Origin of the sequence: Kosakonia sp. YIM B13588 (genome assembly GCF_042788165.1) — a bacterium.
GTDB lineage: Bacteria > Pseudomonadota > Gammaproteobacteria > Enterobacterales > Enterobacteriaceae > Kosakonia > Kosakonia sacchari.
The window spans coordinates 40,209-63,866 of record NZ_JBHZPO010000009.1 but is presented as its reverse complement, the minus strand read 5'-3'; the positions used below and the strand labels follow the sequence as shown (position 1 = coordinate 63,866).

General features: G+C 53.7%; 25 protein-coding genes and 1 pseudogene. 7 read left to right on the top strand and 19 right to left on the bottom strand.

Annotated features, from left to right (window positions below):
* The first annotated feature begins 2 nt into the window (after positions 1–2).
* On the top strand, positions 3–347 hold the full coding sequence (locus tag ACFX4U_RS15970) for a DUF2002 family protein (protein WP_017459338.1): 345 nt from the start codon (positions 3–5) through the stop codon (positions 345–347).
* 32 nt (positions 348–379) lie between these two features.
* On the opposite strand, the gene alaE is transcribed toward ACFX4U_RS15970, so the two are convergent.
* Positions 380–829, bottom strand: a complete 450-nt coding sequence (gene alaE / locus ACFX4U_RS15965) for an L-alanine exporter AlaE (protein ID WP_313508512.1) — start codon at positions 827–829, stop codon at positions 380–382.
* A gap of 450 nt (positions 830–1,279) precedes the next feature.
* Complete coding sequence (locus ACFX4U_RS15960) at positions 1,280–1,459, bottom strand: hypothetical protein (protein WP_020454900.1); 180 nt, start codon at positions 1,457–1,459, stop codon at positions 1,280–1,282.
* Positions 1,460–1,638: 179 nt separating this feature from the next.
* Between ACFX4U_RS15960 and ACFX4U_RS15955 the strand changes: the two genes are divergently transcribed.
* Complete coding sequence (locus tag ACFX4U_RS15955; RefSeq protein WP_017459341.1) at positions 1,639–1,797, top strand: YqaE/Pmp3 family membrane protein; 159 nt, start codon at positions 1,639–1,641, stop codon at positions 1,795–1,797.
* 151 nt (positions 1,798–1,948) lie between these two features.
* A complete protein-coding gene (locus ACFX4U_RS15950; protein ID WP_313508513.1) occupies positions 1,949–2,830 on the top strand; it encodes a hypothetical protein in 882 nt (293 codons plus the stop codon).
* 80 nt (positions 2,831–2,910) lie between these two features.
* On the opposite strand, the gene ACFX4U_RS15945 is transcribed toward ACFX4U_RS15950, so the two are convergent.
* The 5 genes from ACFX4U_RS15945 to ACFX4U_RS15925 form a co-directional block, all read right to left on the bottom strand.
* Entirely contained in the window at positions 2,911–4,575 is a 1,665-nt protein-coding gene (locus ACFX4U_RS15945) for a methyl-accepting chemotaxis protein (protein WP_313508514.1), read from the bottom strand.
* Between the two features lie 132 nt (positions 4,576–4,707).
* The gene (locus ACFX4U_RS15940) at positions 4,708–6,129 is read right to left on the bottom strand and encodes a DNA cytosine methyltransferase (RefSeq protein ID WP_313508516.1); all 1,422 of its coding nucleotides are present in this window, start codon (positions 6,127–6,129) and stop codon (positions 4,708–4,710) included.
* A gap of 75 nt (positions 6,130–6,204) precedes the next feature.
* Positions 6,205–6,747 (bottom strand): RNA 2'-phosphotransferase, encoded by a 543-nt coding sequence (locus ACFX4U_RS15935; RefSeq protein ID WP_313508518.1) that lies wholly within the window; start codon positions 6,745–6,747, stop codon positions 6,205–6,207.
* Between the two features lie 82 nt (positions 6,748–6,829).
* Positions 6,830–7,354, bottom strand: coding sequence for a rhodanese family protein (locus ACFX4U_RS15930; RefSeq protein ID WP_313508520.1), 525 nt, complete (start codon positions 7,352–7,354; stop codon positions 6,830–6,832).
* A 2-nt stretch (positions 7,355–7,356) separates the two neighbouring features.
* Positions 7,357–7,668, bottom strand: a complete 312-nt coding sequence (locus ACFX4U_RS15925; protein ID WP_313508521.1) for a metalloregulator ArsR/SmtB family transcription factor — start codon at positions 7,666–7,668, stop codon at positions 7,357–7,359.
* A 153-nt stretch (positions 7,669–7,821) separates the two neighbouring features.
* On the opposite strand from ACFX4U_RS15925, the gene ACFX4U_RS15920 reads away from it, so the two are divergent.
* Positions 7,822–9,093 carry a lipase family protein gene (locus ACFX4U_RS15920; RefSeq protein ID WP_313508522.1) on the top strand — a complete coding sequence of 424 codons (1,272 nt, stop codon included), beginning with the start codon at positions 7,822–7,824 and terminating at the stop codon, positions 9,091–9,093.
* Between the two features lie 217 nt (positions 9,094–9,310).
* Here the strand turns inward: ACFX4U_RS15920 and ACFX4U_RS15915 are convergent, their stop codons facing one another.
* From ACFX4U_RS15915 to ACFX4U_RS15895, 5 genes are all read right to left on the bottom strand, one after another.
* A complete protein-coding gene (locus ACFX4U_RS15915; RefSeq protein ID WP_175273717.1) occupies positions 9,311–10,324 on the bottom strand; it encodes a substrate-binding domain-containing protein in 1,014 nt (337 codons plus the stop codon).
* Positions 10,325–10,353: 29 nt separating this feature from the next.
* A complete protein-coding gene (locus tag ACFX4U_RS15910; protein ID WP_313508523.1) occupies positions 10,354–11,763 on the bottom strand; it encodes a sucrose-6-phosphate hydrolase in 1,410 nt (469 codons plus the stop codon).
* Positions 11,763–13,133, bottom strand: a complete 1,371-nt coding sequence (locus tag ACFX4U_RS15905) for a sucrose-specific PTS transporter subunit IIBC (RefSeq protein ID WP_020454890.1) — start codon at positions 13,131–13,133, stop codon at positions 11,763–11,765. Before ACFX4U_RS15905 ends, ACFX4U_RS15910 begins: the two co-directional genes overlap by 1 nt.
* Before the next feature lie 67 nt (positions 13,134–13,200).
* Positions 13,201–14,718 carry a carbohydrate porin gene (locus ACFX4U_RS15900; RefSeq protein ID WP_313508524.1) on the bottom strand — a complete coding sequence of 506 codons (1,518 nt, stop codon included), beginning with the start codon at positions 14,716–14,718 and terminating at the stop codon, positions 13,201–13,203.
* A gap of 163 nt (positions 14,719–14,881) precedes the next feature.
* Positions 14,882–15,808: an aminoimidazole riboside kinase gene (locus ACFX4U_RS15895; protein ID WP_313508526.1), complete on the bottom strand. Its 927-nt coding sequence runs from the start codon at positions 15,806–15,808 to the stop codon at positions 14,882–14,884.
* Between the two features lie 149 nt (positions 15,809–15,957).
* Here ACFX4U_RS15895 and ACFX4U_RS15890 point away from each other — a divergent pair, with 149 nt between their 5' ends.
* A complete protein-coding gene (locus tag ACFX4U_RS15890) occupies positions 15,958–16,629 on the top strand; it encodes an HAD family hydrolase (protein ID WP_313508528.1) in 672 nt (223 codons plus the stop codon).
* On the opposite strand, the gene phnE (ACFX4U_RS15885) is transcribed toward ACFX4U_RS15890, so the two are convergent.
* The 7 genes from phnE (ACFX4U_RS15885) to ACFX4U_RS15855 all read right to left on the bottom strand — a co-directional run bounded on the left by phnE (ACFX4U_RS15885) (position 16,616) and on the right by ACFX4U_RS15855 (position 22,382).
* Positions 16,616–17,497, bottom strand: a complete 882-nt coding sequence (gene phnE, locus ACFX4U_RS15885; RefSeq protein WP_305735243.1) for a phosphonate ABC transporter, permease protein PhnE — start codon at positions 17,495–17,497, stop codon at positions 16,616–16,618. The two genes, ACFX4U_RS15890 and phnE (ACFX4U_RS15885), sit on opposite strands and share 14 nt — an antisense overlap.
* Positions 17,494–18,366, bottom strand: a complete 873-nt coding sequence (gene phnE / locus ACFX4U_RS15880; protein ID WP_305735244.1) for a phosphonate ABC transporter, permease protein PhnE — start codon at positions 18,364–18,366, stop codon at positions 17,494–17,496. The genes phnE (ACFX4U_RS15885) and phnE (ACFX4U_RS15880) overlap by 4 nt, the downstream gene beginning before the upstream one ends.
* A gap of 81 nt (positions 18,367–18,447) precedes the next feature.
* The gene (phnD, locus tag ACFX4U_RS15875) at positions 18,448–19,389 is read right to left on the bottom strand and encodes a phosphonate ABC transporter substrate-binding protein (protein WP_313508529.1); all 942 of its coding nucleotides are present in this window, start codon (positions 19,387–19,389) and stop codon (positions 18,448–18,450) included.
* Positions 19,390–19,424: 35 nt separating this feature from the next.
* The gene (gene phnC, locus ACFX4U_RS15870; protein ID WP_313508530.1) at positions 19,425–20,267 is read right to left on the bottom strand and encodes a phosphonate ABC transporter ATP-binding protein; all 843 of its coding nucleotides are present in this window, start codon (positions 20,265–20,267) and stop codon (positions 19,425–19,427) included.
* Positions 20,268–20,392: 125 nt separating this feature from the next.
* Positions 20,393–20,842, bottom strand: coding sequence for a hypothetical protein (locus tag ACFX4U_RS15865; protein WP_313508531.1), 450 nt, complete (start codon positions 20,840–20,842; stop codon positions 20,393–20,395).
* Between the two features lie 388 nt (positions 20,843–21,230).
* Positions 21,231–21,638, bottom strand: a complete 408-nt coding sequence (locus ACFX4U_RS15860; protein ID WP_313508532.1) for a MaoC family dehydratase — start codon at positions 21,636–21,638, stop codon at positions 21,231–21,233.
* Complete coding sequence (locus ACFX4U_RS15855) at positions 21,639–22,382, bottom strand: N-acetyltransferase (protein WP_313508533.1); 744 nt, start codon at positions 22,380–22,382, stop codon at positions 21,639–21,641. It lies immediately after the preceding gene.
* Positions 22,383–22,531: 149 nt separating this feature from the next.
* On the opposite strand from ACFX4U_RS15855, the pseudogene ACFX4U_RS15850 reads away from it, so the two are divergent.
* Together ACFX4U_RS15850 and ACFX4U_RS15845 are read left to right on the top strand one after the other, a co-directional pair.
* Positions 22,532–23,086 (top strand): annotated as a pseudogene (locus ACFX4U_RS15850) (recombinase family protein); the annotation flags it as partial.
* Positions 23,087–23,218: 132 nt separating this feature from the next.
* Positions 23,219–23,596: a DUF3592 domain-containing protein gene (locus ACFX4U_RS15845; protein ID WP_313508534.1), complete on the top strand. Its 378-nt coding sequence runs from the start codon at positions 23,219–23,221 to the stop codon at positions 23,594–23,596.
* Positions 23,597–23,658 lie beyond the last annotated feature (62 nt).

Sequence of the window (23,658 nt, the reverse complement as noted above, 5' to 3'; positions counted from 1 at the left end):
CTATGTATTTAAGACCCGATGAAGTGGCGCGCGTGCTGGAAAAAGTGGGATTCACCATGGATGTGGCCACGCCGAAAACCTATGGTTATCGCCGTGGTGAAAATTATGTGTATGTTAACCGCGAAGCGCGTATGGGACGCACGGCGCTGGTGATTCACCCCACGTTGAAAGAACGCAGTTCGTCGCTTGCGGAACCCGCCTCGGACATCAAATTGTGCGATCACTACCAGAATTTCCCGCTCTACTTCGGCGGCGATGCGCAGGAGCATTACGGCATTCCGCACGGCTTTAGCTCGCGCGTGGCGCTGGAAAAATTTATTACGGGATTATTTGGCGAAGCGCATTAAAAAGGCGGCAGACCAAAGCCTGCCGCCCGCCATCAGGCCTTGGCCTGATGGTAGTTGCTCACCCGGAACAGGCGGCGGCAATAATCGAGGAAGTAACCGTACACTGCGCCCATCATCATCGACAGCACAATATTGGAGCTGACTGCGGCGATAATCTGGTGCCAGTCGGCACCGACTCCCCACAAAATCGCGACATACACCGGAGACTGAAAGGTCACGTAAGCCAGCACATCGGCCAGATTTTTCATCCAGCCAGACGGGCTAATACGGCGGGCGTAACGCATAAACGCATCGCGGTACATACCATAAGGCCAGGCAATAATAATATTCACCGGAATAGCCACCAGCCGCGATGAAAGTGACTGTTCAAAGCTCATTCCGGAGAGAAATATTTCAATCAACATGTTCACTACCGAACAGTAGACAACCATAGCAAAGGTGTCCGCAGCGGCGTGACGCAGGCGAGACTGCGAAGAGAACATGGTGGTGCTCCTTGATAATTAATAAACGGGCTAATGAACGGTCGTGTTAGCGTTTTGAAACGGCTGGTTTGATGTGTGTAGATTATCTGTCTGCATTGAAACGCACAACTAGCGATAAATTTTTATTTTCTTTTCTTTGTTGGATAAAGTGCTCTGCGTTTGCGTGAATTTTACGCATTTCATTATTTTTGTTGGGTTGGTTGTAAAATCTTTTATTTATCAATTATTTGGATTTTATATGTGATGTAGAGCACTAACTGGCTGGTGACAAATTGGGCGGGTTTCAGCGCGCTATGCTTCCAGGAAGAAAATAAAACATTGGGCAGCATTTTTTATGCTAAATAAGCATGAATGGTAGTGTTTAGTGCTGAAAATGAGGTTGCTTGTTTATGCGGTTTTTTTGAATGGAAATGAAGTTTTAAGCGGTGGGAGAACGCCCACCGCTACCGATTAGCAGACGCCAAAATCACCGTCTTCTTTATACAGCGAGACATCTTCCGCTTTCAGCGTGATTTTTGCTGCCTGCTCGTCGTGGGCCGGAACCGCGACAATCTGATCCTGATGGACTTCCAGTACTTTCAGTTTTGGCCCGCCAATACGTGGCTGCACAATATCACCGACAGAAAACATGTTTTGCTCCTTTTGTAATGAGTTTGTGAAGATAAACATAGCCTGAACGTCCGCCTGGGTACAGCGTAAAAGAGGGTAAACACGGCCAGTGAAAGTGGCAGGTGCAGACAAAGTGGCTAATCTTAAAGGGATTGTCTTTCTTTTCAATCAACTGGAATGACGTTGCACAGGAGGTTTATATGGGTTTCTGGCGAGTTGTATTTACTATTATTCTGCCGCCGCTGGGCGTGCTGCTTGGCAAAGGCTTCGGTTGGGCATTTATCATTAACATCCTGCTTACACTGCTGGGCTATTTCCCTGGCCTGATCCACGCGTTTTGGGTGCAAACCCGCAATTAACCCCTGTCGGGCGGGTCTCCGCCCATTATTAAAACTCACGAGATAACACCCCAATTTATGGTGGTTTTGCGTGAATTTTGCGCAAAAAAGTAAAGAACTGTTGCCGCGCCGACGATAACCGACTGATGAACGTCAATTCTACGGAGAAGATATGAACATTCAGGATGTTGGTTCGGCTGCCGCGTCACAGACGTTGCCCGAAGTACGTCAGTCAAAAACCATCACTTTTGCCGGAAAAGAGATCGTCACGGAAAGCTCAATTTCCGTCAATATCTCAGCAGAAGCGCTGGCGAAGGGCATGGAAGGGCACACTGCGCCAACCAAAGAGGAGAGTGAAAAGGTGGCGCAGGCAATGGCGGTGGTTCGCAATACCAACATGGCCACGTATTCGCGTGGGCCAAGCCTCGCCAGCGCGTTCTATTCCGATCCGCAAAGTGCGGGTGATGCGGTGAAGTTTATCGACTTTTTCCAGCACTCTTCCGTTAACGCTGATGACATGGCTGCCGCGCTGCATCAGGCGCTCGTCTCACCGCAAGCGAGTGGCGATTACACTACCAGTGCGATGGATCTGTCGATGACCCAGGCGAAGCTCAATGAGGTGGTATCAAAGTACATCTCTGCTGATTATCAGCAGCAGGCCAGCGCGTTTGTCGTCAGTTTTATTGCCGAAAAAGCCGATCAGGCCGATCAGATGAACCGCGTGGTGCTGACGCAGGCGTCGAATCTGGCGCAAAGCCTGGGCAATACGGCACAAGCCAGGCAACATCAGCAAGCGATTGAGCAACTGAGCGCGGGCACACATGCATCCCAGACGGTACGCAATCAAATGCTGAGTATCACCGCCAGCGGTACTGACAGCGATAGCTGGTTCACGCAGTTTAATCAGTCAGTGGACAATAGCGGAACGCTGCCGTTTATTCGTGATATCGAGAAAAACCACATCGGCGCGCTACAACAGCAATGGCAGCAGTTTGCGGTCTTTTTGCAGACGGCAAAACAGAGTGATGCAGCACAAGAGCGTGGCAATCAGTAACCGCGACAGCGATGTAAACGGCATCATGAAAGGAAGAAAAGCCAGCGCGACAAGCATATCGCGCTGGCTTTTTGCGGGGGTTAGAACGTTTCCCAGTTGTTGTCACTGCTTGATGACGCTGCGGTAGCGACCGGGCGCAGCGGCGTGGCTTGCGGTTTGCCCGGTTTTGCATTCAGTAGCGCGTTGTGTCCGTTAACACGGAACACGGCAACCGCCTGGCGCAACTGCTCGGCTTGCTGCTCCAGCGCGGCGGAAGCAGCGGCGGATTCCTGCACCAGCGCGGCGTTCTGCTGGGTTACGCTGTCCATCTGCGATACCGCAAGGCTCACCTGTTCAATTCCCTTGCTCTGTTCTTCAGAGGCGGAGGCGATTTCGCCCATAATATCCGTCACGCGCGTAACGGCATTGACGATCTCTTTCATCGTATCGCCCGCTTCCGCAACCTGCGTGGTTCCCGAGTTCACCCGGTTCACGGAGTTATCAATCAGGGTTTTGATCTCTTTAGCCGCCTGCGCGCTGCGGCTTGCCAGCGTACGGACTTCCCCTGCCACCACCGCAAAACCACGGCCCTGTTCACCGGCGCGCGCCGCTTCTACCGCAGCGTTGAGCGCAAGAATATTGGTCTGGAAGGCAATGCCGTCGATCACGCTGGTGATATGGGCGATTTGCTGCGAACTATCGGAAATTTCGCTCATCGTGCGCACCACGTTATTCACCACTTCGCCACCGCGCGCGGCGGTATCGGAGGCGTTTTTCGCCAGATGCGATGCCTGACGGGCGTTATCGGTGTTCTGTTTCACCGTTGCCGTTAACTGTTCCATGCTGGCGGCGGTCTCTTCCAGCGAGGCGGCTTGTTGCTCGGTACGCGACGAGAGATCGTTGTTGCCGGTGGAGATTTCGCTGGCGCCGGTGTAAATCGAATCGGAGCTGTTACGCACCGCGCTGACGGTTTTCACCAGCGACGTTTGCATTTCATGTAAACCGGCGGCGAGCTGGCTCATTTCGTTACGCCCTTCAGCCGAAATGCGCATCGTCAAATCGCCCCCGGCGATAGCGCGAATATGCCCCATCACGCTGTGAAGCGGGCGCAGAAGCAAGTGCTGCAAACCCAGCCAGATAACGGTCATTACCGCAATTACCACCAACAAAATTACGCCCAGCGTCCACTGCATGCTGGTAAAACTGCTCTGGTTTTGCTGTGCGGCGGCTTGCAGGAAGGTGTTGTTTTCCGCCCGCCATTTGGCGTAGCTGGCATCCATATCATCCTGCGCTTGCTGCGCGTCGAGGTTGCCATAAGCCTCGTAGTTATTGGCGCGCAGGAAGGCGATCGACTGCTGCAACACATCGTGCATTTTGGTGATGTTCTGCGCCACTTCGTCGGCTAATGCAGCGTCCTGCCCGGCAACGCGCGGTGTGCTTTTGTAGTTGTTGAAATACCCTTCGGACTTACCTAGAGAATCTGCCGCCGTCGTGAGCAGTTTTTCAATGCTGGCCAGCGATGCCGGATCGCGCTGGTTTTTCAAAAAGCGGATTGCCACGCGGGTAACGGTAACGCGTGTTTTGATAAGCGTGTTCACGCTGTCGCCAAGATTTTCTTGCTGCGCGTTCAAAACGCCAGTGTTCTGAAAGTTGACCCTGTCGTTATTGACCGCCGAGTAGAAAAGACCCCCAGTAACCAGTTGAAGAAGACAAAATACTGAAAGAGCAATAATGATGCCTGTAATAACCCGTATATTTTTAAGCATGGCCATAGTCCGTGAAAGAGTCGGGATTGCACCACTAATATCGACCTGGCCAGCATTAACTTTATGATCACTTTTTAAACACTTAAATAAGACTTAAATAAGTGCCGGCGCCTTGTGCGCCGGGAAAGTGTTTTAGATTTTTTTGCGCCGTTTTACGGCGAGAGCAATACGGGGTTCCAGCAGTTTTGCCACGGCGGCGAAGACGGGAACGACAACCGAGTTACCAAACTGGCGATAGGCTTGCGTATCGGAAACCGGAATGCGAAATGGTTTTTCGCCCACTTTTTCAAACCCCATCAAACGCGCACATTCATACGGTGTCAGCCGTCGCGGGCGACGAGCCTGATTTTCCGCATTGGCAAAATCGACCTCGCCGAGTGCTTTATCCCAGCCGCGATCGATAAGAATTTCTGATCCATCTTTGTGATAACGCGCCGAAAGGGTGCGCGCCACGCTATCGGCGCGGGTTGGATCAACCAGCCCGAAGCCAAAACCATTGCCTTTCGCGGCGTGCTTTTTCGCGTAGCGATAGAGATAATCCCACAGCTTATGCGACAACACATATTTGCTGTCGACGGTCGGCTCCAGTAGCTCACCGAATGCGGGCCGTTTTGTCGGATAAAAACGGTCGATATCGCGCAGGGTAAAACCGTCGGCGAGATCTAAATCGCGGCGAAAACCCACCAGCACAATGCGCTCGCGGTGCTGGGGTAAGAAGTGTTTGCCATCGATGATTTTCGGGTCATCTTTGCCATTTAGCGCGGCGTCAGCAACGTCATAGCCCAGTTCATCCAGCGTATTCATGATCACGCTAAAGGTTTTGCCTTTGTCGTGGCTCTTTAAATTTTTAACATTTTCCAGCACGAAGATGGCCGGGCGACGGGCTTTGATAATGCGCGCCACATCGAAAAACAGCGTGCCCTGCGCTTCGCACTCAAAGCCGTGTGCACGGCCCATGGCGTTCTTTTTACTCACGCCCGCAAGGCTAAAGGGCTGGCAGGGAAAACCGGCGAGCAAAACATCATGGTCGGGGATCGTTGCGGCGATATGCGCGTAGGCGTCGGCTTCGGAAACGTTCGGGTTGCCGCTTAACGTCACTTCGCGAATATCCTGATTGAAGGTATGCGTGGCGTGATCGTTGTACCAGTTAGCTTTATAGGTGCGTACCGCGTTTTTATTCCATTCACTGGTAAACACGCATTGCCCGCCAATGGCTTCAAACCCGCTGCGAATACCGCCGATACCGGCGAAGAGATCGATAAAGCGAAAACGATAGTTCGGGTGATGGGCGGGCGGGGTGGGTAGCAAGCTGCGAAGCTGCGCTTCTTCGGCGGTGGTGAACGTTTTCGCATTGCCTTTGCCGTTAACCCAGCGGTTGAGCGATTCGCGGCTCCACTCGGCTTTACCCGCTTTTTTTAACTGCTCCGCCACATATTTCTGGCCGTAAATTTCCAGCACCTGATCCAGTAGTACCCGGTCCCGTTCCTGCTGTCGCTGCTGGTCAGTATCTGCCTGCGCCAGCAGATCCTGCGCAAGTGAATCAAATTCTGCCATGACGTCTCCTTGGGGTTAGGCCCTGAAATATATCACTCATTTGACCCAGAGGATAATCGGCAGGTGCGGGCTTTTTTACTGCGCAATAAATGACGGCGGTACAGATTCGGTGAGCCACACGCCGTTATCAGCTTGATAGAAAACAAAGCCCTGCGTCTGCATCTCTCCTGCGTTAATCCGCAGCACCACCGGTTTCCCATGGCGCTGACCAACTGCCGTTGCTGTGACTTCATCGGCGGATAAGTGCACATACTGGCGCGATTTTGCTTCAAGCCCTTGGGCGAGAATGTCGTCAAGGAAGCGGGTTGCCGTGCCGTGATAAAGCGTTTCTGGCGGCGCTTTCGGTTGATAGGAAATATTGACCTGCGCGGTGGAATGCCCCTGCGCGGCGCGGATTGATGCACCATCGGCAGATAAGGTGAAGCGCTTTTTATCGCTGGTCTCGACAATCTGGCGGATCAGCTCGTGGGTAAACGTATAACCTTGCAGTGCAGCACCCGCGATCAGCGCATCGATATTCGCCCAGCCTTCCGCATCCAGCGCCAACCCAATTGCCTGGGGTTCATGGCGTAAGACGTAGCTTAAAAACTTGCTCATCTCACTCTGTTTTTTGTCCATCAATGATTCTCCGTTTGAAAGCGCCATTATCTGGCGACTTTTCTGTGTGGGCAATTACCCACTTCTGGCGGCGCAAACCTGTCTAACTGCGGTTCCACGGCATTTTCGCCAACAGCAACGCCATGCCGCACCAGCCGCTCAGGCCCGCGAACAGCAAACCCGCGCCAACAAAACCCGACAGCAGGAAGAAATTGGGGTGAAGCGCAAAACCGAGCACCACACCGAGCAGGATCAGGCTGCCTGCCACAATCTGCACCTGCTGCATCAGCGGGCGCGGCTGGCGTTTATCCTGCACCGTCGGCAGCTTTTCGCGCTTCCAGTTATTGAGCCCACCGTCGAGGATCATGACTTTTGCGGGCGCAGCCGCGCGCACTAATGCGTCGGCGTTTTGTTGCGTGCGCATGCCGGACTGGCAATGGAAAATAACCGTTTGGTTCGGCGAAATTTGCGTAATGGTTTGTCCGGCAAGCAGGTCGTCCAGCGGCAGGGAAACCGCGTCGGGTAAATGTTCGCGACGAAATTCATCCACCTGGCGAATATCAGCAATCAGCGCGCCGTTTTGCTGCTGCGCGCTGGCTTCTTTGGGGCTGACGAGGGTGTATTGCATGGCTATGCCTCCGGGCAATAAAGGGTTTTCAGCGTATGGACCAGCGTGCGGATCGCTGGCGCTTTAATGAAGTAGTTCACCCGCTGCGCCTGGCGCTGGCTTTCGATCAACCCTTCCTCCTTCATCCGCGCCAGATGCTGCGACGTGGCGGAAGGGCTAAGGCCGGTGATCGCGCTTAATTCCCCGGCAGACGTACCGGGCGCATCGCACAGCATGCAGAGGATCAGTAAACGATGCGGGTTACTCATCGCTTTCAGCAGGGCCGACGCTTTCTCGGCCTGCGCTTGCAGTAAGGTGATATCGGGACTGGTCATTGTATTTTAGTGTTATCTAAATTTAGGTAACTCTAAAGTAAGTGGCGAGGGAAAAGCAACTGGCATGAATAAATTACTCACACTTTCGGTTTGAATTCTGGCCGCCAACTTCGTTTACTGACGGCTAACATCCCGCTATCTATGGAGAAAAACGTGAAAGTTTGCCGCCATTTCAACTATGCGATTTGCGCCCTTACTATGTGGGTCAACGGCGCGAACGCCTGGAGCAACGCGTTGCCGGTTGGGCCTGCGGCAGGTGATCAAACGCTTTCACCGTTTTATATCTGGGATGGCGCGTTACCCGCTAAACCCGGCGTGATGCTGCGTGAAGAGCCGATTCCCGGTCAGCCTGATATTACCGATGCCAGCCAGATCGCGCGCATTCTTTATACCTCACAGGATAAACGCTGGAATGCTGGCATCGTGCCGGTCAGCGGTACGCTGTGGTTGCCGAAAGGGCAAGCGCCAAAAGGCGGCTGGCCGCTTGTTGCCTGGGCGCACGGCACGCTGGGCGTTGCAGATAGCTGTGCGCCTTCCTGGACTAACCCGACCCCGCGCGATGCGCACTATATCAACCAGTGGCTGAAGCAGGGTTTTGCCGTCGTCGCCACCGATTACCAGGGGCTTGGCGGGCCTGGCCCGCACCCGTACATGAACTGGGAAGCAGAAGGGCGTTCGGTGCTGGACAGCGTGCGCGCTGTGCTCAGCAGCACGCCGCAATTGGCAAATAATCTGGTGATCAGCGGCCAGTCGCAAGGCTCTGGTGCATCGCTTGGTGCCAGCCTGCTCGCGCCGGATTACGCACCGGAACTCAAGCTGCGCGCGACAATAGCCACCGGTGTGGTTGCCACTTTTCCGGAGGGTCCGATCAAACCGGGGCCTGCGCGGCCAGGGCAGCGCGATCCCGCCCGCTTTACGCTGCTGCGCATCATTGGCGGTTCGTTGCCGGACGGCGCACCGGCAGCGGAAAAATGGGTGACGGATAAAGGCGCGAAGATGCTGGCGCTCGCCAGAACATCCTGTATGCCGGAACTGGGGCGTTACGAGCGGCGGGAAAAACTCACGGGTGACACGGTGTTTATCGGTGGTACAAAACAGGTGGAATCAACATTGCTTGCGGTAACGGATATGCCGGTGAAAACTTTTCCCGCACCGCTGTTTACCGCAACCGGGCTTGCCGATCATACGTTGTCACCGCATCACCAGTACGCCGCCATCGCCGCGCTCTGCGCCGGTGGCAATGCGGTGGAGTGGAAGACCTACCCCGGCATTACGCATAACGGTGTGGTTAACGTTGCTTTCGACGACGAGCTGAAATTTGTGCGCGGCGTGATGGAAAACGCCCCGCAGCCCAACAGTTGCGGTTCGTTACAGGCACCGGGGAAATTGCAGCAACCATTAGAGGGCGTGCCGTTTAACCGGTAGCACATCGGGCAAACCGTACACTCACCACCTAAACGGCAGCAAGTAAAAGGGAGAAGTCGGTGCCTGGTGATGTCGCACCGCCAGGCCACGATTGTCGATAACCGACACCGATGGGGTTTTGCTGAACAGTGATGTGCTCATTATTCTCTCCTGTTTGTGTGATGCCGCCAGTAAGGCTGCATGATTAAAAATAGAGCAAACAGGAGAGGGGGGATTCTTATGAAGCGGGGTGGCGAACGCGCAGCGTTGCGGGCAGCACACGCTGCGGTGAAGCCGGTTCATTGCCTTCTATCATCTGGGTGATGATATCAAAGCAGTCCTGCGCGAGGCGCGGGACATTCTGCTCAACCGTATCAATCGGCAGCGTCAGCGAATCATATAAATAATGATCGTCAAAGCTGGCGATATGAATATCGCTCTCCAGCATATGGTGCTGGCTCATATAACGCAGAACCCCTTCCAGCAGGCCGCAGGCGGCGGTGAACAGCGCTTTGGGCGGGCGGCCCAGTTTTGCGCACAAGGCGGCGAACATCTCATAACCGCTGCTCGGATGGTAATTACCGTGAATGATCCACTCCGGGCGCGGCGTAACACCGGCGCGCTCCAGCCCTTGCATAAACCCGGCAAGGCGGTCTTTGGTGGGTGACAGGCGTGGTTGCCCGCCAAGAAAGTAAACTTCATCCGGGTTGGCGCGTGCCAGACGTTCGACCAGATCGGCGGTCGGCGTCAGTGAATCGGTGATCACTAACGGCAACTGCGTGTCATTGATATGGCGGTCAAACAGCACCACCGGCAACTGCTCGCTGAGCTTCACATAGTCGGCGTCGTTTTGCATGCTGGAGGCGACAATCAGCCCGTCCACCTGGCGCGCAACCAGATTGTTGACCACCACCGTTTCCTGGCTGGCGTTTTCATCGGTACAAGAGATAAGCAGTTGCAAACCGGCTTCGCGGCAGAGATTTTCCAGTTCGTGAGAAAAAACAGCGAAACCGTAGTTGGTGATTTCCGGCACCACCAGCCCCAGCGTATGGCTGCGGTTTTCACGCAGCAGGCGGGCGTGAATGCTGGGCTGGTAATGATGCTGCTGGGCGATGGCCTGTACGCGATCGCGCGTCTCCTGCGCCACGCGCAGCTCTTTACCGCGGCCGTTAAGCACCAGGCTGGCGGTGGCTTTCGACACACCCGCCAGCGCGGCGATATCACTGATGGTAACGCGTTTTGTTTTTCTCACGGTTGTGCATCGGTTAAGGAAACAAGCACTTATTCTACCATGCAAGCACGTAACGACCAGTAGCTGGCCTGCACTTCTGCGTCTCCCGTCAGGGTTATTTGCGCCGGATGAACAGGGAAGTAGCGGCTGCTCATCACCCCTTCGCCATCATTGATAAAGATCTCAACGCTTGAGTGGTCGCAAAGGATCTGCAACTTATGCGCGCATCCGTTCCAGTACCGATACAGCCATGCGCCGTTCTCCAGGCTGCGGCGTGAAAGGCGCAGTTCATCGTGATGCCATTCGAGGATCAGCGTATCGGCGAAATTCAGCGTTACGCCACCTGCACTTTCCAGTACCAGTTCCAGGCGCTGCGCATCCAGCGCGGGTAACTTGTGCGCCACGCCGCGATACTGTTGCTGTTCACCGCGCAGCGCCTGCAACTCCTTGACGGGTTGCTGGTAGAGTTTTCCATTGCGGGAGGTCAGCTCGCGCAGGCAGGTCATCTGGTGGATCCACCCATTGGCAACGGTCGGCTGGCGCATTTCTTCACCGTCCGGCACGCCCATCCAGCCCACCAGCAGGCGGCGTCCGTCGGCGCTGAGCGTGGTTTGCGGGGCATAAAACTCAAACCCGGCGTCCAGTTCGTGAAATTCACCGTGCTGGTAGCTCGCACTTGCGTAGTCGAGCTGGCCGCTTAAGTAAGCGCTTGGGTAAGTGTTCAGATAACGCTTCTCTTCGCGTGCCACGCCTTGCGGACAGCAGATTAAAAATGTACTGCCGTTAAGCGTGAACATGTCCGGGCACTCCCACATGTAGCCCGCATCACCCAGACCACCCAGCCCGCTACCGGCGATTTCGCCGAGGTTTTGCCAGTTCCACAGGTTTTCGGAACGCAGCAGTAAAACTTTGCCCTGTAATTGCAGATCCTGCGCACCCAGCACCATGTACCAATAATCACCGTGCCGCCACACCTTCGGGTCGCGAACGTGACCGGTGTAGCCGTGCGGCAGAGGGATCGCCGGGCCGAGCTTGTCGAAGCCGCCCGCGCTGTTGTGCACCGCCAGGCACTGCCACGCGGTGCGCGTGCCGTCATCAAATTTCACATTGCCGGTATAACAAAGCGTCAGGACGCCATTGTTATCGACGGCGCTGCCGGAATAACAACCGCTGCGGTCGTACTCTTCATCAGGCATCAAGGCGATAGGTTCATGCTGCCAGTGCACTAAGTCCTCTGAGCTCCAGTGCGCCCAGCACTTGTGCAAATGCTGGCAGCCCAGCGCATTCCACTGATAGAACAGGTGGTAGCGCCCGGCAAAGTGGATAAACCCGTTCGGATCGTTGAGCAGCCCGGTGGTCGGCGCCAGGTGCCAGCCAGGGTAGTGGCTGTCATTTAGCGCCTTCGGTTGACCTTTCATCACCGCCTGTAAAATGGCGGGTAGCAGCGGTTGTGAAGCCATTATTCAGAGTCCGTTTTGTATTTCAGCAGGTAAGAGATAACAAAGGCGACGCTAAAGGCGATAGCCATGCCGATAATATAATTCAGCAGCGAGCTGGCCTGCACAATCGCCATCCCTGGTAGGCCGGTCAGGCCAACCGCCGTCATATAAACATGCACCGACACCACCCACGCACCGCCAACCGCGCCGCCGATAAGCGCAGCGATAAACGGTTTTACAAAGCGCAGGTTGATACCGAAAATTGCCGCCTCGGTAATGCCGAGCAGGGCAGAGAACGCCGAGGGCAGGGTAATTGCTTTAATCTTCGCGTCTTTGGTTTTAAACCATACCGCCAGGCACGCGCCGCCCTGCGCCACGTTTGCCATCGCCCAGATCGGCAGCAGGAAGTTAACGCCAATCGACGGGTTACCCAACAGCCCGGCTTCAATGGCATGGAAGCTGTGGTGTACGCCGGTAATGACAATCACCGAATACAAGCCGCCGAACAGCAAACCGGCCAGCCATCCGGCATGGGTGATAAGTGTGCTGAGCACAAAGGAGATGCCGTCGCCGAGCGCGCGACCGGCCGGGCCGATAATCAGCATCGCGACAAAGCCGGAGATAATCACCGTCAGGAATGGGGTGAGGATCAGATCCAGCGCATCCGGGATCACCCGGCGCAATTGCTTTTCCAGCAGGCTCATAAACCACACCGCCAGCAGCACCGGGAATACCGTGCCCTGGTAGCCGATCATCGCCACTTCAATACCGAAGAAATTCATGGTGTGGAAGCCTGCCGCCACGCCCCAGGCGTTGGTCAGCGCCGGGTGGGTCAGAATGCCGCCAAGCGTAGCGCCAAGGTACGGGTTACCGCCAAATTCGCGCGCGGCAGTAAAACCAATCAGGATCGGCAGAATGATAAACGCCGCCGAGCTGAACATGTCGAGCATGATATAGAGCGCGTTGTCGGCGCTCACCCAGCCATAGGTTTTCACCATCCCCAGCAGGCCCATCAGCAGGCCGGAGGCGACAATCGCCGGGATAATCGGCACAAAAATGTTGGAGAGCAAACGGGCGATACGCTGGAACGGATTCAGCTTACGCGCGGCAATATCCGCCGCTTCTGATTTGCTGGTTTCGCTGATCCCGGCTTCGGCGATAAACGCGGCGTAAACTTTGTTCACTACGCCTGTGCCAAAGATAATCTGCAACTGACCGGCGTTACGAAAGCACCCTTTTACACCGTCGACTTTGCCAATCGCGGCAGTGTCCGCTTTGGCGTCTTCCACCAGCACCAGACGCAAGCGTGTCGCGCAGTGCGCGGCGCTGGCAATATTGTCCTTGCCTCCCAGTAGCGGCAGTAGCGACCGGGAAATTTGTGCAAAATCCATAAAAACCTCTGTTTTATCGTTTTTGTGGGACTAACCGGCAAAAATGGCTCCCGAAGGAGCCGTTTCGTCAGAACCAGGTTTCCATTTGTACGCCGAAATTCCATTCGCCGCCGGCCTTGAAGCCGTCGCTGCCAAAGGCATCGGAGCTCGCATATTTATCCAGACGATGATCCCAGTCCATCCAGGTGGCGAACAGGCGGATTTCCGGGCGTTTGAGGAATTCACCCACATCGCTGGCTTTCAGCGTTGGGGCGACGGTAAGTTTGTAGAAATTGCCGCTGACGGCGTTGCGGCTGTTGTAACCTTCCGGGCGCAGATCCATGTACTGATAGCTGCCTTCGTACTGCATCTCGAAGTTTTCGGTAAAGCCCTGAATCAGGCGCACGTTAGCGGTTGCCCATTGATAGCTGTCGCCTTTGACATAGCGATCTTTGCTGGTCTGCGCCAGCAGTGCCGGGGCAATATGCCAGCCGCCGCCGAGCGGCGTAATGCCGTAGCTGGCAAGACGCCAGGTGTTGGCTTCCGACAGCAGCGCGCCGTCGGAACCGATGGATTTCACTTCCGCGCCCAGGCCGTGACCATACAGCAGCGCGGTTTTCGCTGAGCCTTCGCGCAGGCCGTAGAAGCTATCGTTATGCAGGCCGAGCAGTGCGTGTACACCGGTGTTCGCCGCATCGTTCTTCACTTTGTTGCCGTCGAGATCGAGGCGGTCGTCGTTGTCTTTGGCGCGCATCCCGCTGACCATCAACTGTACCGGACCGTAGAAGTTATTCAGCGAGAGAATGTAGTTCTGCGCGGTATTTTCGCTGTTTTCGATATCACCGAAGGTGCGCCCGTAAATTGAGACGTTGCTGCGCGCATTGTCGCCCCACTTCATGTCGTAAACGCCCGCGCCGGTCCCGGCGAGAAACACCACGTCAGAGTCTATCCAGTGGATGTCGAAGTTGTCGCGGTCAAAACGTTTACCGGCCCAGACGGTAGAGTCTTTAAACGCGCCGCTAAAGCTTGGCAGATGGCCGATTTCGGTAAATGCCTGGCGCAGGTTGAGATCGCTTGAGGAGGCCGTCCAGTCGTTATAGGTTTTCTGCCCGTCGGCGAGCATCACTTTAAAGCGCGTGGTCGCACCGTTCGCCAGCGTCTGTTTATGCTCCAGGTTCATCTCAACATACGTATCCGGCTCATTCCCCAGACGACCAACGTGACCGCCGGTTTCTCCGGCTGGCGTCACCGTTGGGCCACCCTGCGTTTTGGCGGCCGAGTTGTTCATCAGCAGGCCAGAACGGGCGTAGCCGTGGAATTCAAAACCGCCTTCGTCAGCGGCTTTTTGTTCCAGTTTGGCGATGCGCTGCTCAACCGGGGCGGTGGTAGTCTGGTTTTTTTGCTGGGCGGCAGCCAGTTGCTGTGCCTGTTTTTCGGCGGCCTGCGCACGGTTTTCGGCGGCATTAGCGCGTTGTTCCGCGGCTTGCAGACGCTGTTCCAGTGCGGCGAGACGCGCTTCAATGCTGCTCATGCTGGGGTCGGCGGCGTGAGCGGCCCCGGCGCTTAATATCAAACCAAGGGTTACGGCGAGCGTGCTTTTTTTCATCTTTTTGCATCCCTAAGGAAGAGCCATCATCACAGAGTTATTTTGCTAAACCGGTTTAGGCCTCGAATCATAATCAAGGCCAATTTCTCCGCGCAATGAAATTTGCTAAACCGGTTTAGTGATTGTGAGACGGCTCGCAAAACGAAGCGGCAGGCGCGCCAAATCAGCGGCATTGTTCCATAAGCTGGTGGTGATACGGCAGGGCGGTCATCGCACCTTTGGCGGTGGTCGCCAGCGCACCGCAGATCTGCGCACTGGCAAGTCTCGCGGACAACTGCGCTTCGCAGTCCGGCAGGCCGTGTTCCGCCAGCCCCCACAACAGCCCGGCGACAAACGCATCGCCCGCGCCGGTGGTATCGACACTCACCACCGGCAACGTGGGGTAGTGGAAAATTTGGCCGCTGTGCCAGGCGGTAACGCCCGCTTTTCCTTGTGTCACCAGCAATAGGCTGATGGCATAACGCGTCGCCATGGCTTGCATGCTGGCTTCCAGCTGTGTGGAACCGGAAAAAAACGCCAGCTCCTCTTCAGACAGTTTCACCACATCGGCCAGCGTTAAGGCCTGGCTCAGGCACTGGCGAAGCTTTGTGGCGTCTGTCCAGAGATCCTGGCGGATATTGGGATCGAAGCTGACAAAGCCGCCCGCACTGCGCACCCGCTGCATGGCAGAGAAGGTGGTGGATCGCGACGGTTCTGCCGCCAGCGCAATCGAGCAGCAGTGTAGCCATTCGCCGCGCTGGAATTCTGGCAGGTCTTTTTCGGCAAGAAACAGGTCGGCGCTGGGGCGTACCATAAAGGTAAACGAACGTTCACCGTCATCGTCCAGCGCCACTACTACGGTGGAGGTGCGCTGCGCCGGATCGGCGCGCATAAACGCGATATCGACCTGTTCTGCGGACAGCGTTTGTTGCATAAAACGACCAAACGGATCGTCACCGACGCGGCCAATAAAGCCGCTATTTCCCTGTAACCGCGCAACGCCGACCGCAACATTCGCCGGCGCGCCGCCGGGACACTGCATTAAATGACCCGGTGCTTCCGGCAGTAAATCCACCACGGCATCGCCCAGACACCAGACTCTGGCTGACATGCTTTTCTCCTGACAAATAGTATTGCTAAAAATTAACTAAAACGGTTTAGCATATCAACTGACTTTGCGGATTTCTGTGCCCTATCTTTAAGTTGTCATCTTTTTTTGGCACGCTGGCGCGTTGAAACCTTAGCCAACGGGACGCGATAATGCCGCAGCCGCTTTATGTTTTCGACCTCGATAATACGTTGATTCACGGTGACAGCAGTACGCTGTGGAGCCGCTATCTAGTGCGACAAGGCTTTACCGACAACGCGACGTATTTATTGCAGGAAGAGCGTTTAATGCTCGATTACACGCGCGGGGAAATGGATCTGCATGAGTACGTGGCGCTGACCATGTCGCCGCTGGCTGATATACCGGTTGCGCTGGTCGACAGGATGGTCGCGCTGTGTGTGGCAACGGAGATTGTGCCGCGTATTTACCCGCAGGCGCTGGCGTTGATTGCGGAACTGCGCGCACGTAACCAGGCAATGTTGATTATTTCGGCTTCTGTCAGTTTGCTGGTGAAAGCGATTGCTCCGGTGCTGGGTATTGAACATGCGATTGGCGTGGAAGTAAAAATTGATAACGGGCGTTACACCGGCGTGATTGACGGTACGCCAAGTTACCAGCAGGGCAAAATCACCTGCCTGAATCACTTTCTTGCCAGCCACCCGCAGTACGACGGGGAAGTGACTTTTTATACCGACTCAATTAATGATTTACCGCTGTGCGAACGCGCCGACAGGGTGTTTCTGGTTAACCCGTGCCAGAAGCTGGCCGCGCACGCGGAACCCTTGCGCTGGCCCATGCTTAACTGGCAACTTACTCCGGCTTGAAAAGCGGCACTGTCTTGCCGGTAATATAGCGTCGGCGCAGCCAGGCCGACGCGCTATCCATTAACATCACTACCATCACCAGAATCACGGTGATAAACATCACCACATCCCAGTTCCACAGCCGCATATTCTCGGCATAAATCAAACCAATCCCGCCCGCGCCAACAAACCCAAGCACCGCTGCCGAGCGGGTATTGGACTCAATTTGATACAGGCTCAGTGCCAGAAACGTCGGGAAAGATTGGGTAAATGTGCTGAAGCGGTGTTTCTGCAGGCCGCCCGCGCCCACGGCGGTTAAGCCGCGTCCTGGCGAGCGATCCACCGCTTCGTGGCTTTCGGCGTACAGCCGCCCGAGCAGGCCGGTGTCCTGCATAATGATCGCCAGCACCCCGGCAAGCGGCCCAAGCCCGACGGCGCGCACAAAAATCAGCCCCCAGATCGCCATATCAATGCCGCGCAGCATATCGAACAGGCGGCGTACGAAAAAAGCGATAACGCCCGCAATGCCGCCTTTCATGATGTTGCGGGCGGCAAAAAACGACAACAATAGCGCGAATACTGTGGCGGTCATTGTGCCGGCAAAGACAATCGCCAGCGTAATGCCAATTTGCGTGAAGTAGTAGCCAAACGGCCAGTTGAGAAAATCGTGCCAGACGAACATGCGCAAAATATAGCGGCCGATTTGCTGCATGCCGGTCAGCGCCTGTTCAGCAGGAATGCCGAACTGCATAAAGAACCACACGTAATAGAGCAGCACGGCAAGGGCGATAAGCCCGAGGCGGCGCAGATAACGCCCCTGCGCCTGGAACAGTTTTCGGTTTAATTTGCGGCTCAATTCCACATTCGGTACGGCTTGCCAGTTGGTCACTTTTTCCCCTCCAGCACCCACTGGCGCAAGCGGCCAGAGAGCGTATCAAGCAAGAAAACGACGATAATAATCAGCAGCAGCGTGATGCTGACCTGATCGTAACGGTCGAGTTTTATGTTGGTCATCAGCTCCTGACCAATGCCGCCCGCGCCGACCAGGCCAAGAATGGTCGAGGAACGAAAGTTAATTTCAAGGCGCATAAAGCCATAAGAGAGAAAAATCGGTTTCACCTGCGGCCACAAAGCGAAGCGAATGCGTTGCAGATGGGTCGCGCCGCAGGAGGCCAGCCCGCGTACCGGTCTGTCATGCGTGCTCTCAACCGCTTCATAAAACAGCTTGGTCAGGCTGCCAACGGTGTGCAGCGCCAGCGCCAGAAAACCGGGGATCGCCCCGATGCCAAATGCCATTACGAAGATCACCGCCCACGCCAGCTCCGGCATAGTGCGCAAAAAAGCGACCAGCGTCCGCACGGCAAAGCGTACCGGCGGCGGAGACCAGGTGTTGCCCGCCGCCAGAAAGGCCAGCACGATAGCGATAGCGAATGAGAGCAGCGTTGCGGCCAGCGCCAGTTGCAGAGTTTCCCAGATCAGCGGGAGCTGGATCGGCAAGCGGTAACCCCAGTACGCCAGCGAGCCTTTGGTGTGGCTGTCGGCAAACAGCACCGGCCAGTGCAGCGTCGGCACCGTTTCCAGCATGTAATCCATAAAGTTTGGCAGCGAGTGCCAGATGGTGGCGAGATTAAATTCCGCCGCGTTCCCGGCGGCGAAATAGAGCGCCAGCAGCACCAGCGACCAGGCGACGGTGTCGCGTTTCTGGCGCATTCTGACTTGCTGATAGTAGTGCTCAAACTGCGTATTCGACATCTTCATGCGTAGCGGGAGATCCTGTATGACCATCGAATAAAAGCCCCTGGTTTTACGCAGGGGCCGGAGAATCGATGCGGCGAAGGATTAACGTGCGGTAACCAGTTCGCGTTTCATCTCGATAATCTGTTTAAAGTCATCCACGCTGCCCGGACCGATATGCTGCGTGCCGCCCATCGCCTTCACGAAGCAGGCGTGGTTGTCGGTATCCAGTTTCTTAATGGCAGTGACCACTTTGGCTTTGAAATCGGCTGGCAGACTGTTGCTCACCAGAATCGGGCCGTTCGGGATCAGCGGCGATTCCCAGATGATGCGGATCTCTTTCATCAGGTTCGGGTGATCCATACGGATCAGGCGGTTAAACGCCCCGACGCTGTAACCTGTGTTGTAATCGCCCACCATCGAAGTCCAGGTTACGGCACCCGCGAACTGGCCGTTCAGCACGCCGAGGATGTCCTGCTCGTGGCCGCCGGAGAAGGTGACGCTGGAGAAGTAATTGTTGTATTTATTGTCCGCATTACCGCCAAACTTCTGTTTGAACGCGTAGTTCGGGATCAGGTAACCGGAAGTGGAGTCCGGATCGGCGAAGCCAAACGCTTTGCCTTTCAGATCTTCCAGTTTTTTGTACGGGCTGTCGGCTTTTACGATCACCACCGAGTGGTAACCGCGCGACTTGTCTTTGTCATCCACCGCGATCCCGACGATATCCACGGCTTTCGGGTTATTGATATACACGGATGCGTAAGAAGAGGGCGACATGCTCAGCACCACATCGACTTTTCCGCCCAGCAGGCCCTGAATCACGCCCGAATAGTCAGACGAGTTGCGCAGCTTAGTATCCACGCTGAGCTCTTTATCCAGAAACTCTTTCACGCACTGGTTATCACCAATTTGTTGGGTTGCGTTCTGGCCGCCCAAAATCCCCAGATTTAATTCCTTCGGCTGCTCAGCGGCAGCCGCCTGCCATGCCAGCAGAAAACCTGTCATCAATGCCGATAAACGTAATGCGCCAGAAATATGCTTTTTCATTGTCATTGCCTGTGTCGTCTCATTGGAAGGAATAATTAATGCAATTGACTGATTTCATCGCCGTACAACACCTGCAGCACGTCCTGCGTTAACCGGGAGGGATGATCGTCAAAAATAATCCGTCCCTGGGAAACGCCAATAACGCGGGTGCAATACTCTTTCACCAGCTCCACGGAGTGCAGGTTCACCATCACGCTGATGCCTTGCTCGCTCACTTCGCGTAACACACCCATGATGCGCTGGGTATTTTTCGGATCCAGCGAAGCGACAGGTTCGTCCGCCAGTAAAAGGGAGGGGTTTTGAATCAGTGCGCGGCAAATCGCAACACGCTGCATCTGGCCGCCGGAAAGCGTTTCTGCACGCTGCAAGGCATGCGGCAGCATGTTCAGCCACTCCAGCAAGGCGATTGCTCTGGCGCGGTCTTCATCGGTAAAGACTTTAAACAGGGATTTCAGCGTTGACGTCTGGCTCAGCCTGCCGAGCAGCACATTAGTCAGCACGTCGAGGCGCGGCACCAGGCAGAAGTCCTGAAAAATCATGCCGCACTGGCTGCGCCACTGATTAAGCGCACGACCTTTCAGATGCGTGACATCGCGCGGCGTACCCACTTCCGGGAAACTTAAAATCTCGCCAGAAGTGGCGCTGTGCGTACCATTAAGCACATGCAGCAATGTGGATTTCCCTGCGCCGGAGCGTCCAATCACACCCACCATCTCGCCGCTGTGCAGATCAAAACTGATGTCGTGCAGCACGGTCTGGTGCGTGTTATAGGCTTTGCGTAAGTTCTTCACGCTCAGCACTTTTTGCTTCGGCACCGTGTTTAATTGATGCAGAGACGAAAAGTGGTCTTCAGAGAGTTCTGCCAACGCGCTGTTCATAAGTCTTCCGGATTTTTCATTAAACTGGCGACCATTAAGAGCACGGGTGATGATCGTTTTATGACGAAAAAGCGAACAAATAATGAACGTGGATGTTTGGCTTAGGCGCTCGCGCGTGCGGACCTTTATTTTACGCAATCGACGGTGAGGTATTTTTTCCAACCCGGTGCGCGATGAACGGCTGGTGGATCGGCAAAGAAAGGAAAACGCAGACGGGCGGCAAGGGATATTTTTACCCTCCATTCGGCCTCGCCGAGGAAGCGAAAGGTTATTTCCTCCTCGTTGACTGACAATTTTTCAAAATGCCCGCTTGCCCACGCCTGACCAATACGCACAATCTCTTTCACGCCATGATTGATATCTATCAACACCATGGTCAGCCACTCTTCAAAAATAATATCGTCGGTCAAAAAAAGTAGAGAGTGGCAGGCATCTATTTTGACTGCGGCTTCCAGTACTAGTCCTGGCACGATGATATTTGTGGCGATACCTGCAATTTCTACCTTCGACTGCGCTTGCGAAAACGGGGTTGCTTCACGCACAGTGATGAGTGCTACGTTATTGGCTTCTTGCATGGGCTACCCCGCGATGCTGCGTATTATTTTATCTTCAGATTATTCTTATCTATAAGCCGGGCAAAGTGAGTATTCTGTGTAAACTTTTGTGTATAAAACAGCGAAATAAATACCTGGAACCTTTAGCTGAGCATTATATAAATTAATGTAATAACGGTTTGGTATTTTCTTGTTGCCAATTTATTGTCATCTCAATATCACTATTAAAAAGCGCAGCGGACGATGTGAGAGAAGATGCGATCTTCACTTAACAGATGAAAAGTAAAATCTTGATGCACTGCAAATGGTAAACATCGTAGCTGCGCCAAAACTTATATAACCGGAAGAGTTAGTATAAAACACCCCCGTATATTTGTGTTTTTATCATCACAATTATGCGGGAGTGTTTTTATAAGGGCATGTAAATTTCAGCTTCGCCGGTAATCACTTTTGAATTTCCTACTTTGCAGTAGGTGTTAAAAAATATACGTCGCTTTTCAATGTCGATATCTTTAATCTCAACTGTAGCAACAACAGTATCTCCGATATAAACAGGTTTCCTGAATTTAGTGTTTTGAGCTACGTAAACGCAACCCTCTCCAGGAAGTTTAGTTCCGAACAGTGCAGAAAAGAAACTTGTGCTGAACATACCGTGCGCGATACGTTTTTTATAACGAGAAGATGCTGCATATTCTTCATCCATATGCACGGGGTTACGATCTCCTGACAGGGCGGCAAAACTCTTAATGTCAGCGTCAGTAATAGTCTGTGAGTAGGATGCAGACATTCCCACTTGCAAATCTTCAAGTTTGTACATTTAATTTACTTCCTTGAGCCATTTTTCAACGACTTCCTGAGGGTAGCCTCTGAAGAAATGCTTTCTCCAGGGATAGGCAGGCTTGCGAGACCCATCTTTAAGTTTCAGCTTGCTTGCTGGTCCAACGCAACGAGCGGGGTTTCCCACATAAATCATGTCAGCTTCGGTTTTGCCTGATAGGCAGGAATGAGCACCGACTAAGCAGCCCTGAGCAACATGCGCTCCCGGTAAGATCACCGACATGGTTGCAATTACAGCGAAATCCTCGAGAGTGACACCCAGTAAAACTTCACTTGGCGGATGTGGATCATTGGTAAGAACGACATAAGGGAAGATCCAGACATAATTACCAATCTTACTATGTTGACCAATATGAACATTGCTATGAGTTCTTACGTAATCACCAATCTCACAGTGTCCCTGGATATCGGAAAGCGTGCCAATCTGAAAACCTTTACCTGCCTTAGTTTTTTCACGAACAGTAACCCGATGCCCAGTCATTAAACCATCATCGAATATAGACCCTTCATAAAAAATACTGTGCGAACGGATGTATGAGTTTTTACCGATTCTTAATTGTTCGCCGCCTGATAATTTATTAGCAACACCTATTTCACAATAGGATTCAATGACGGTGTTTTCTTCAATAATCACATTATCATGAATGGTCACAAAGTCACCGATTGACACGTTTTCACCGATAACAGCCTTATCAGAAATGATACAATATTTCCCTACCTTCATTATCGACCCTCTTACATCAAACAGTCTGTTTTGTATAGGGGGAATCAAATACCATAGAACACCTATAACGACAAGGTTTTTGGAAAAACCATTACACGTTGCGGAAGTAACAAAATATCCTCCCACCATGATGTTGAGGAGGGGAATAGATGGCAGTCATTGTTTTTATCCACGTATCAACAATCCACCAAAACAGCGATGTGTAACTTAATGCACTCACAAGCGCGAGTTGTTACCCCTTTTTTGAAGACGGCATAAGCAAAAGCTGCCAGCTGTACTGGCTCTAAACGCGTTTAAAGTGCGTTAATAGCGAATGCGAGGAAACCGGGCAGGCTGTGACGCAGCGTAAAGAACTGGATAGCACTGATATCAGAGTTAACATGAATGTAGTGCCACTCTTACTCTTTAACAGATGCTTTTGATATCAGCAGTGACATGGGGCCTTCTTTTTCCATGTCATGTCAGCTCTGGCGGAGATAGAGCGCGAGGTGATCGTCTAACGGAGACTTACTTGACTGGCAGCGGCGAGAGCATAGGGAAGCATAGGTGGAAGCTCCAACGCCTTAAAGTCGCATGTGCGAGAGCAGAATGGACGGCTATTAGCTAAAGTACACACCCGGCAACAGTTGGTAATTATATACGATGTTCAATTATTGACGCTTTACCGGCGCTTTCCCATAGATAGTCAAAGGAAGGCGCGCGCTGTGCATCTACAGCATTTGGAAAGAAAATGCGCCGCTGGATTACAAACAGGTTGGGGTTTTACTAGAGTCCGGAGCGTTACGGTGGAGTTCTAAGGCTCTGATGTTAATAGTTTAAAATGATGGAGCAGTAAAATGGAATTCAGGTGGATGTATCTCGTTTGTCTCATTATCGCTATTGTCGCCCTGGTAGCATTTCTGCTCTATCATGCGCTGCGCTGGGTTCGCCAGTCATTTATCGAGGCCCATGTGATGAAACATGGGATCGGTGCGAATGCCGATATTATTGCCCTTAAGCGCACCAACTGGATGGACAGGCGCTCTGTCTATTGTGAACTGGTGTTGCGCTTCAAAACCCGCGAGGGGCAGGTGGTGCAGGCGAGCGTGTTTCAGTTCCTGGATAGCCGTGAAATTGTGCGCTTTGCCGAGGGTAACGGCACAACCGTGAAGTATTCGCCGCAAAATCCAAAGCATATTGTGCTGTATGATCGTCCGCTGATTTTAGGTGATTAATATCCCTGTTATCGATCGAGTAAGCGTTATACATAAAAAAAGATATCGCCTGCGTTAATTCT

Excerpts from the sequence above, each read along its gene's own strand:
- ACFX4U_RS15970 (WP_017459338.1), top strand. The coding sequence starts at position 3 with ATGTATTTAAGACCCGATGAAGTGGCGCGCGTGCTGGAAAAAGTGGGA.
- alaE (WP_313508512.1), bottom strand. The coding sequence starts at position 829 with ATGTTCTCTTCGCAGTCTCGCCTGCGTCACGCCGCTGCGGACACCTTT.
- ACFX4U_RS15960 (WP_020454900.1), bottom strand. The coding sequence starts at position 1,459 with ATGTTTTCTGTCGGTGATATTGTGCAGCCACGTATTGGCGGGCCAAAA.
- ACFX4U_RS15955 (WP_017459341.1), top strand. The coding sequence starts at position 1,639 with ATGGGTTTCTGGCGAGTTGTATTTACTATTATTCTGCCGCCGCTGGGC.
- ACFX4U_RS15950 (WP_313508513.1), top strand. The coding sequence starts at position 1,949 with ATGAACATTCAGGATGTTGGTTCGGCTGCCGCGTCACAGACGTTGCCC.
- ACFX4U_RS15945 (WP_313508514.1), bottom strand. The coding sequence starts at position 4,575 with ATGCTTAAAAATATACGGGTTATTACAGGCATCATTATTGCTCTTTCA.
- ACFX4U_RS15940 (WP_313508516.1), bottom strand. The coding sequence starts at position 6,129 with ATGGCAGAATTTGATTCACTTGCGCAGGATCTGCTGGCGCAGGCAGAT.
- ACFX4U_RS15935 (WP_313508518.1), bottom strand. The coding sequence starts at position 6,747 with ATGGACAAAAAACAGAGTGAGATGAGCAAGTTTTTAAGCTACGTCTTA.
- ACFX4U_RS15930 (WP_313508520.1), bottom strand. The coding sequence starts at position 7,354 with ATGCAATACACCCTCGTCAGCCCCAAAGAAGCCAGCGCGCAGCAGCAA.
- ACFX4U_RS15925 (WP_313508521.1), bottom strand. The coding sequence starts at position 7,668 with ATGACCAGTCCCGATATCACCTTACTGCAAGCGCAGGCCGAGAAAGCG.
- ACFX4U_RS15910 (WP_313508523.1), bottom strand. The coding sequence starts at position 11,763 with ATGGCTTCACAACCGCTGCTACCCGCCATTTTACAGGCGGTGATGAAA.
- ACFX4U_RS15905 (WP_020454890.1), bottom strand. The coding sequence starts at position 13,133 with ATGGATTTTGCACAAATTTCCCGGTCGCTACTGCCGCTACTGGGAGGC.
- ACFX4U_RS15900 (WP_313508524.1), bottom strand. The coding sequence starts at position 14,718 with ATGAAAAAAAGCACGCTCGCCGTAACCCTTGGTTTGATATTAAGCGCC.
- ACFX4U_RS15895 (WP_313508526.1), bottom strand. The coding sequence starts at position 15,808 with ATGTCAGCCAGAGTCTGGTGTCTGGGCGATGCCGTGGTGGATTTACTG.
- ACFX4U_RS15890 (WP_313508528.1), top strand. The coding sequence starts at position 15,958 with ATGCCGCAGCCGCTTTATGTTTTCGACCTCGATAATACGTTGATTCAC.
- phnE (WP_305735244.1), bottom strand. The coding sequence starts at position 18,366 with ATGAAGATGTCGAATACGCAGTTTGAGCACTACTATCAGCAAGTCAGA.
- phnD (WP_313508529.1), bottom strand. The coding sequence starts at position 19,389 with ATGAAAAAGCATATTTCTGGCGCATTACGTTTATCGGCATTGATGACA.
- phnC (WP_313508530.1), bottom strand. The coding sequence starts at position 20,267 with ATGAACAGCGCGTTGGCAGAACTCTCTGAAGACCACTTTTCGTCTCTG.
- ACFX4U_RS15865 (WP_313508531.1), bottom strand. The coding sequence starts at position 20,842 with ATGCAAGAAGCCAATAACGTAGCACTCATCACTGTGCGTGAAGCAACC.
- ACFX4U_RS15860 (WP_313508532.1), bottom strand. The coding sequence starts at position 21,638 with ATGTACAAACTTGAAGATTTGCAAGTGGGAATGTCTGCATCCTACTCA.
- ACFX4U_RS15855 (WP_313508533.1), bottom strand. The coding sequence starts at position 22,382 with ATGAAGGTAGGGAAATATTGTATCATTTCTGATAAGGCTGTTATCGGT.
- ACFX4U_RS15845 (WP_313508534.1), top strand. The coding sequence starts at position 23,219 with ATGGAATTCAGGTGGATGTATCTCGTTTGTCTCATTATCGCTATTGTC.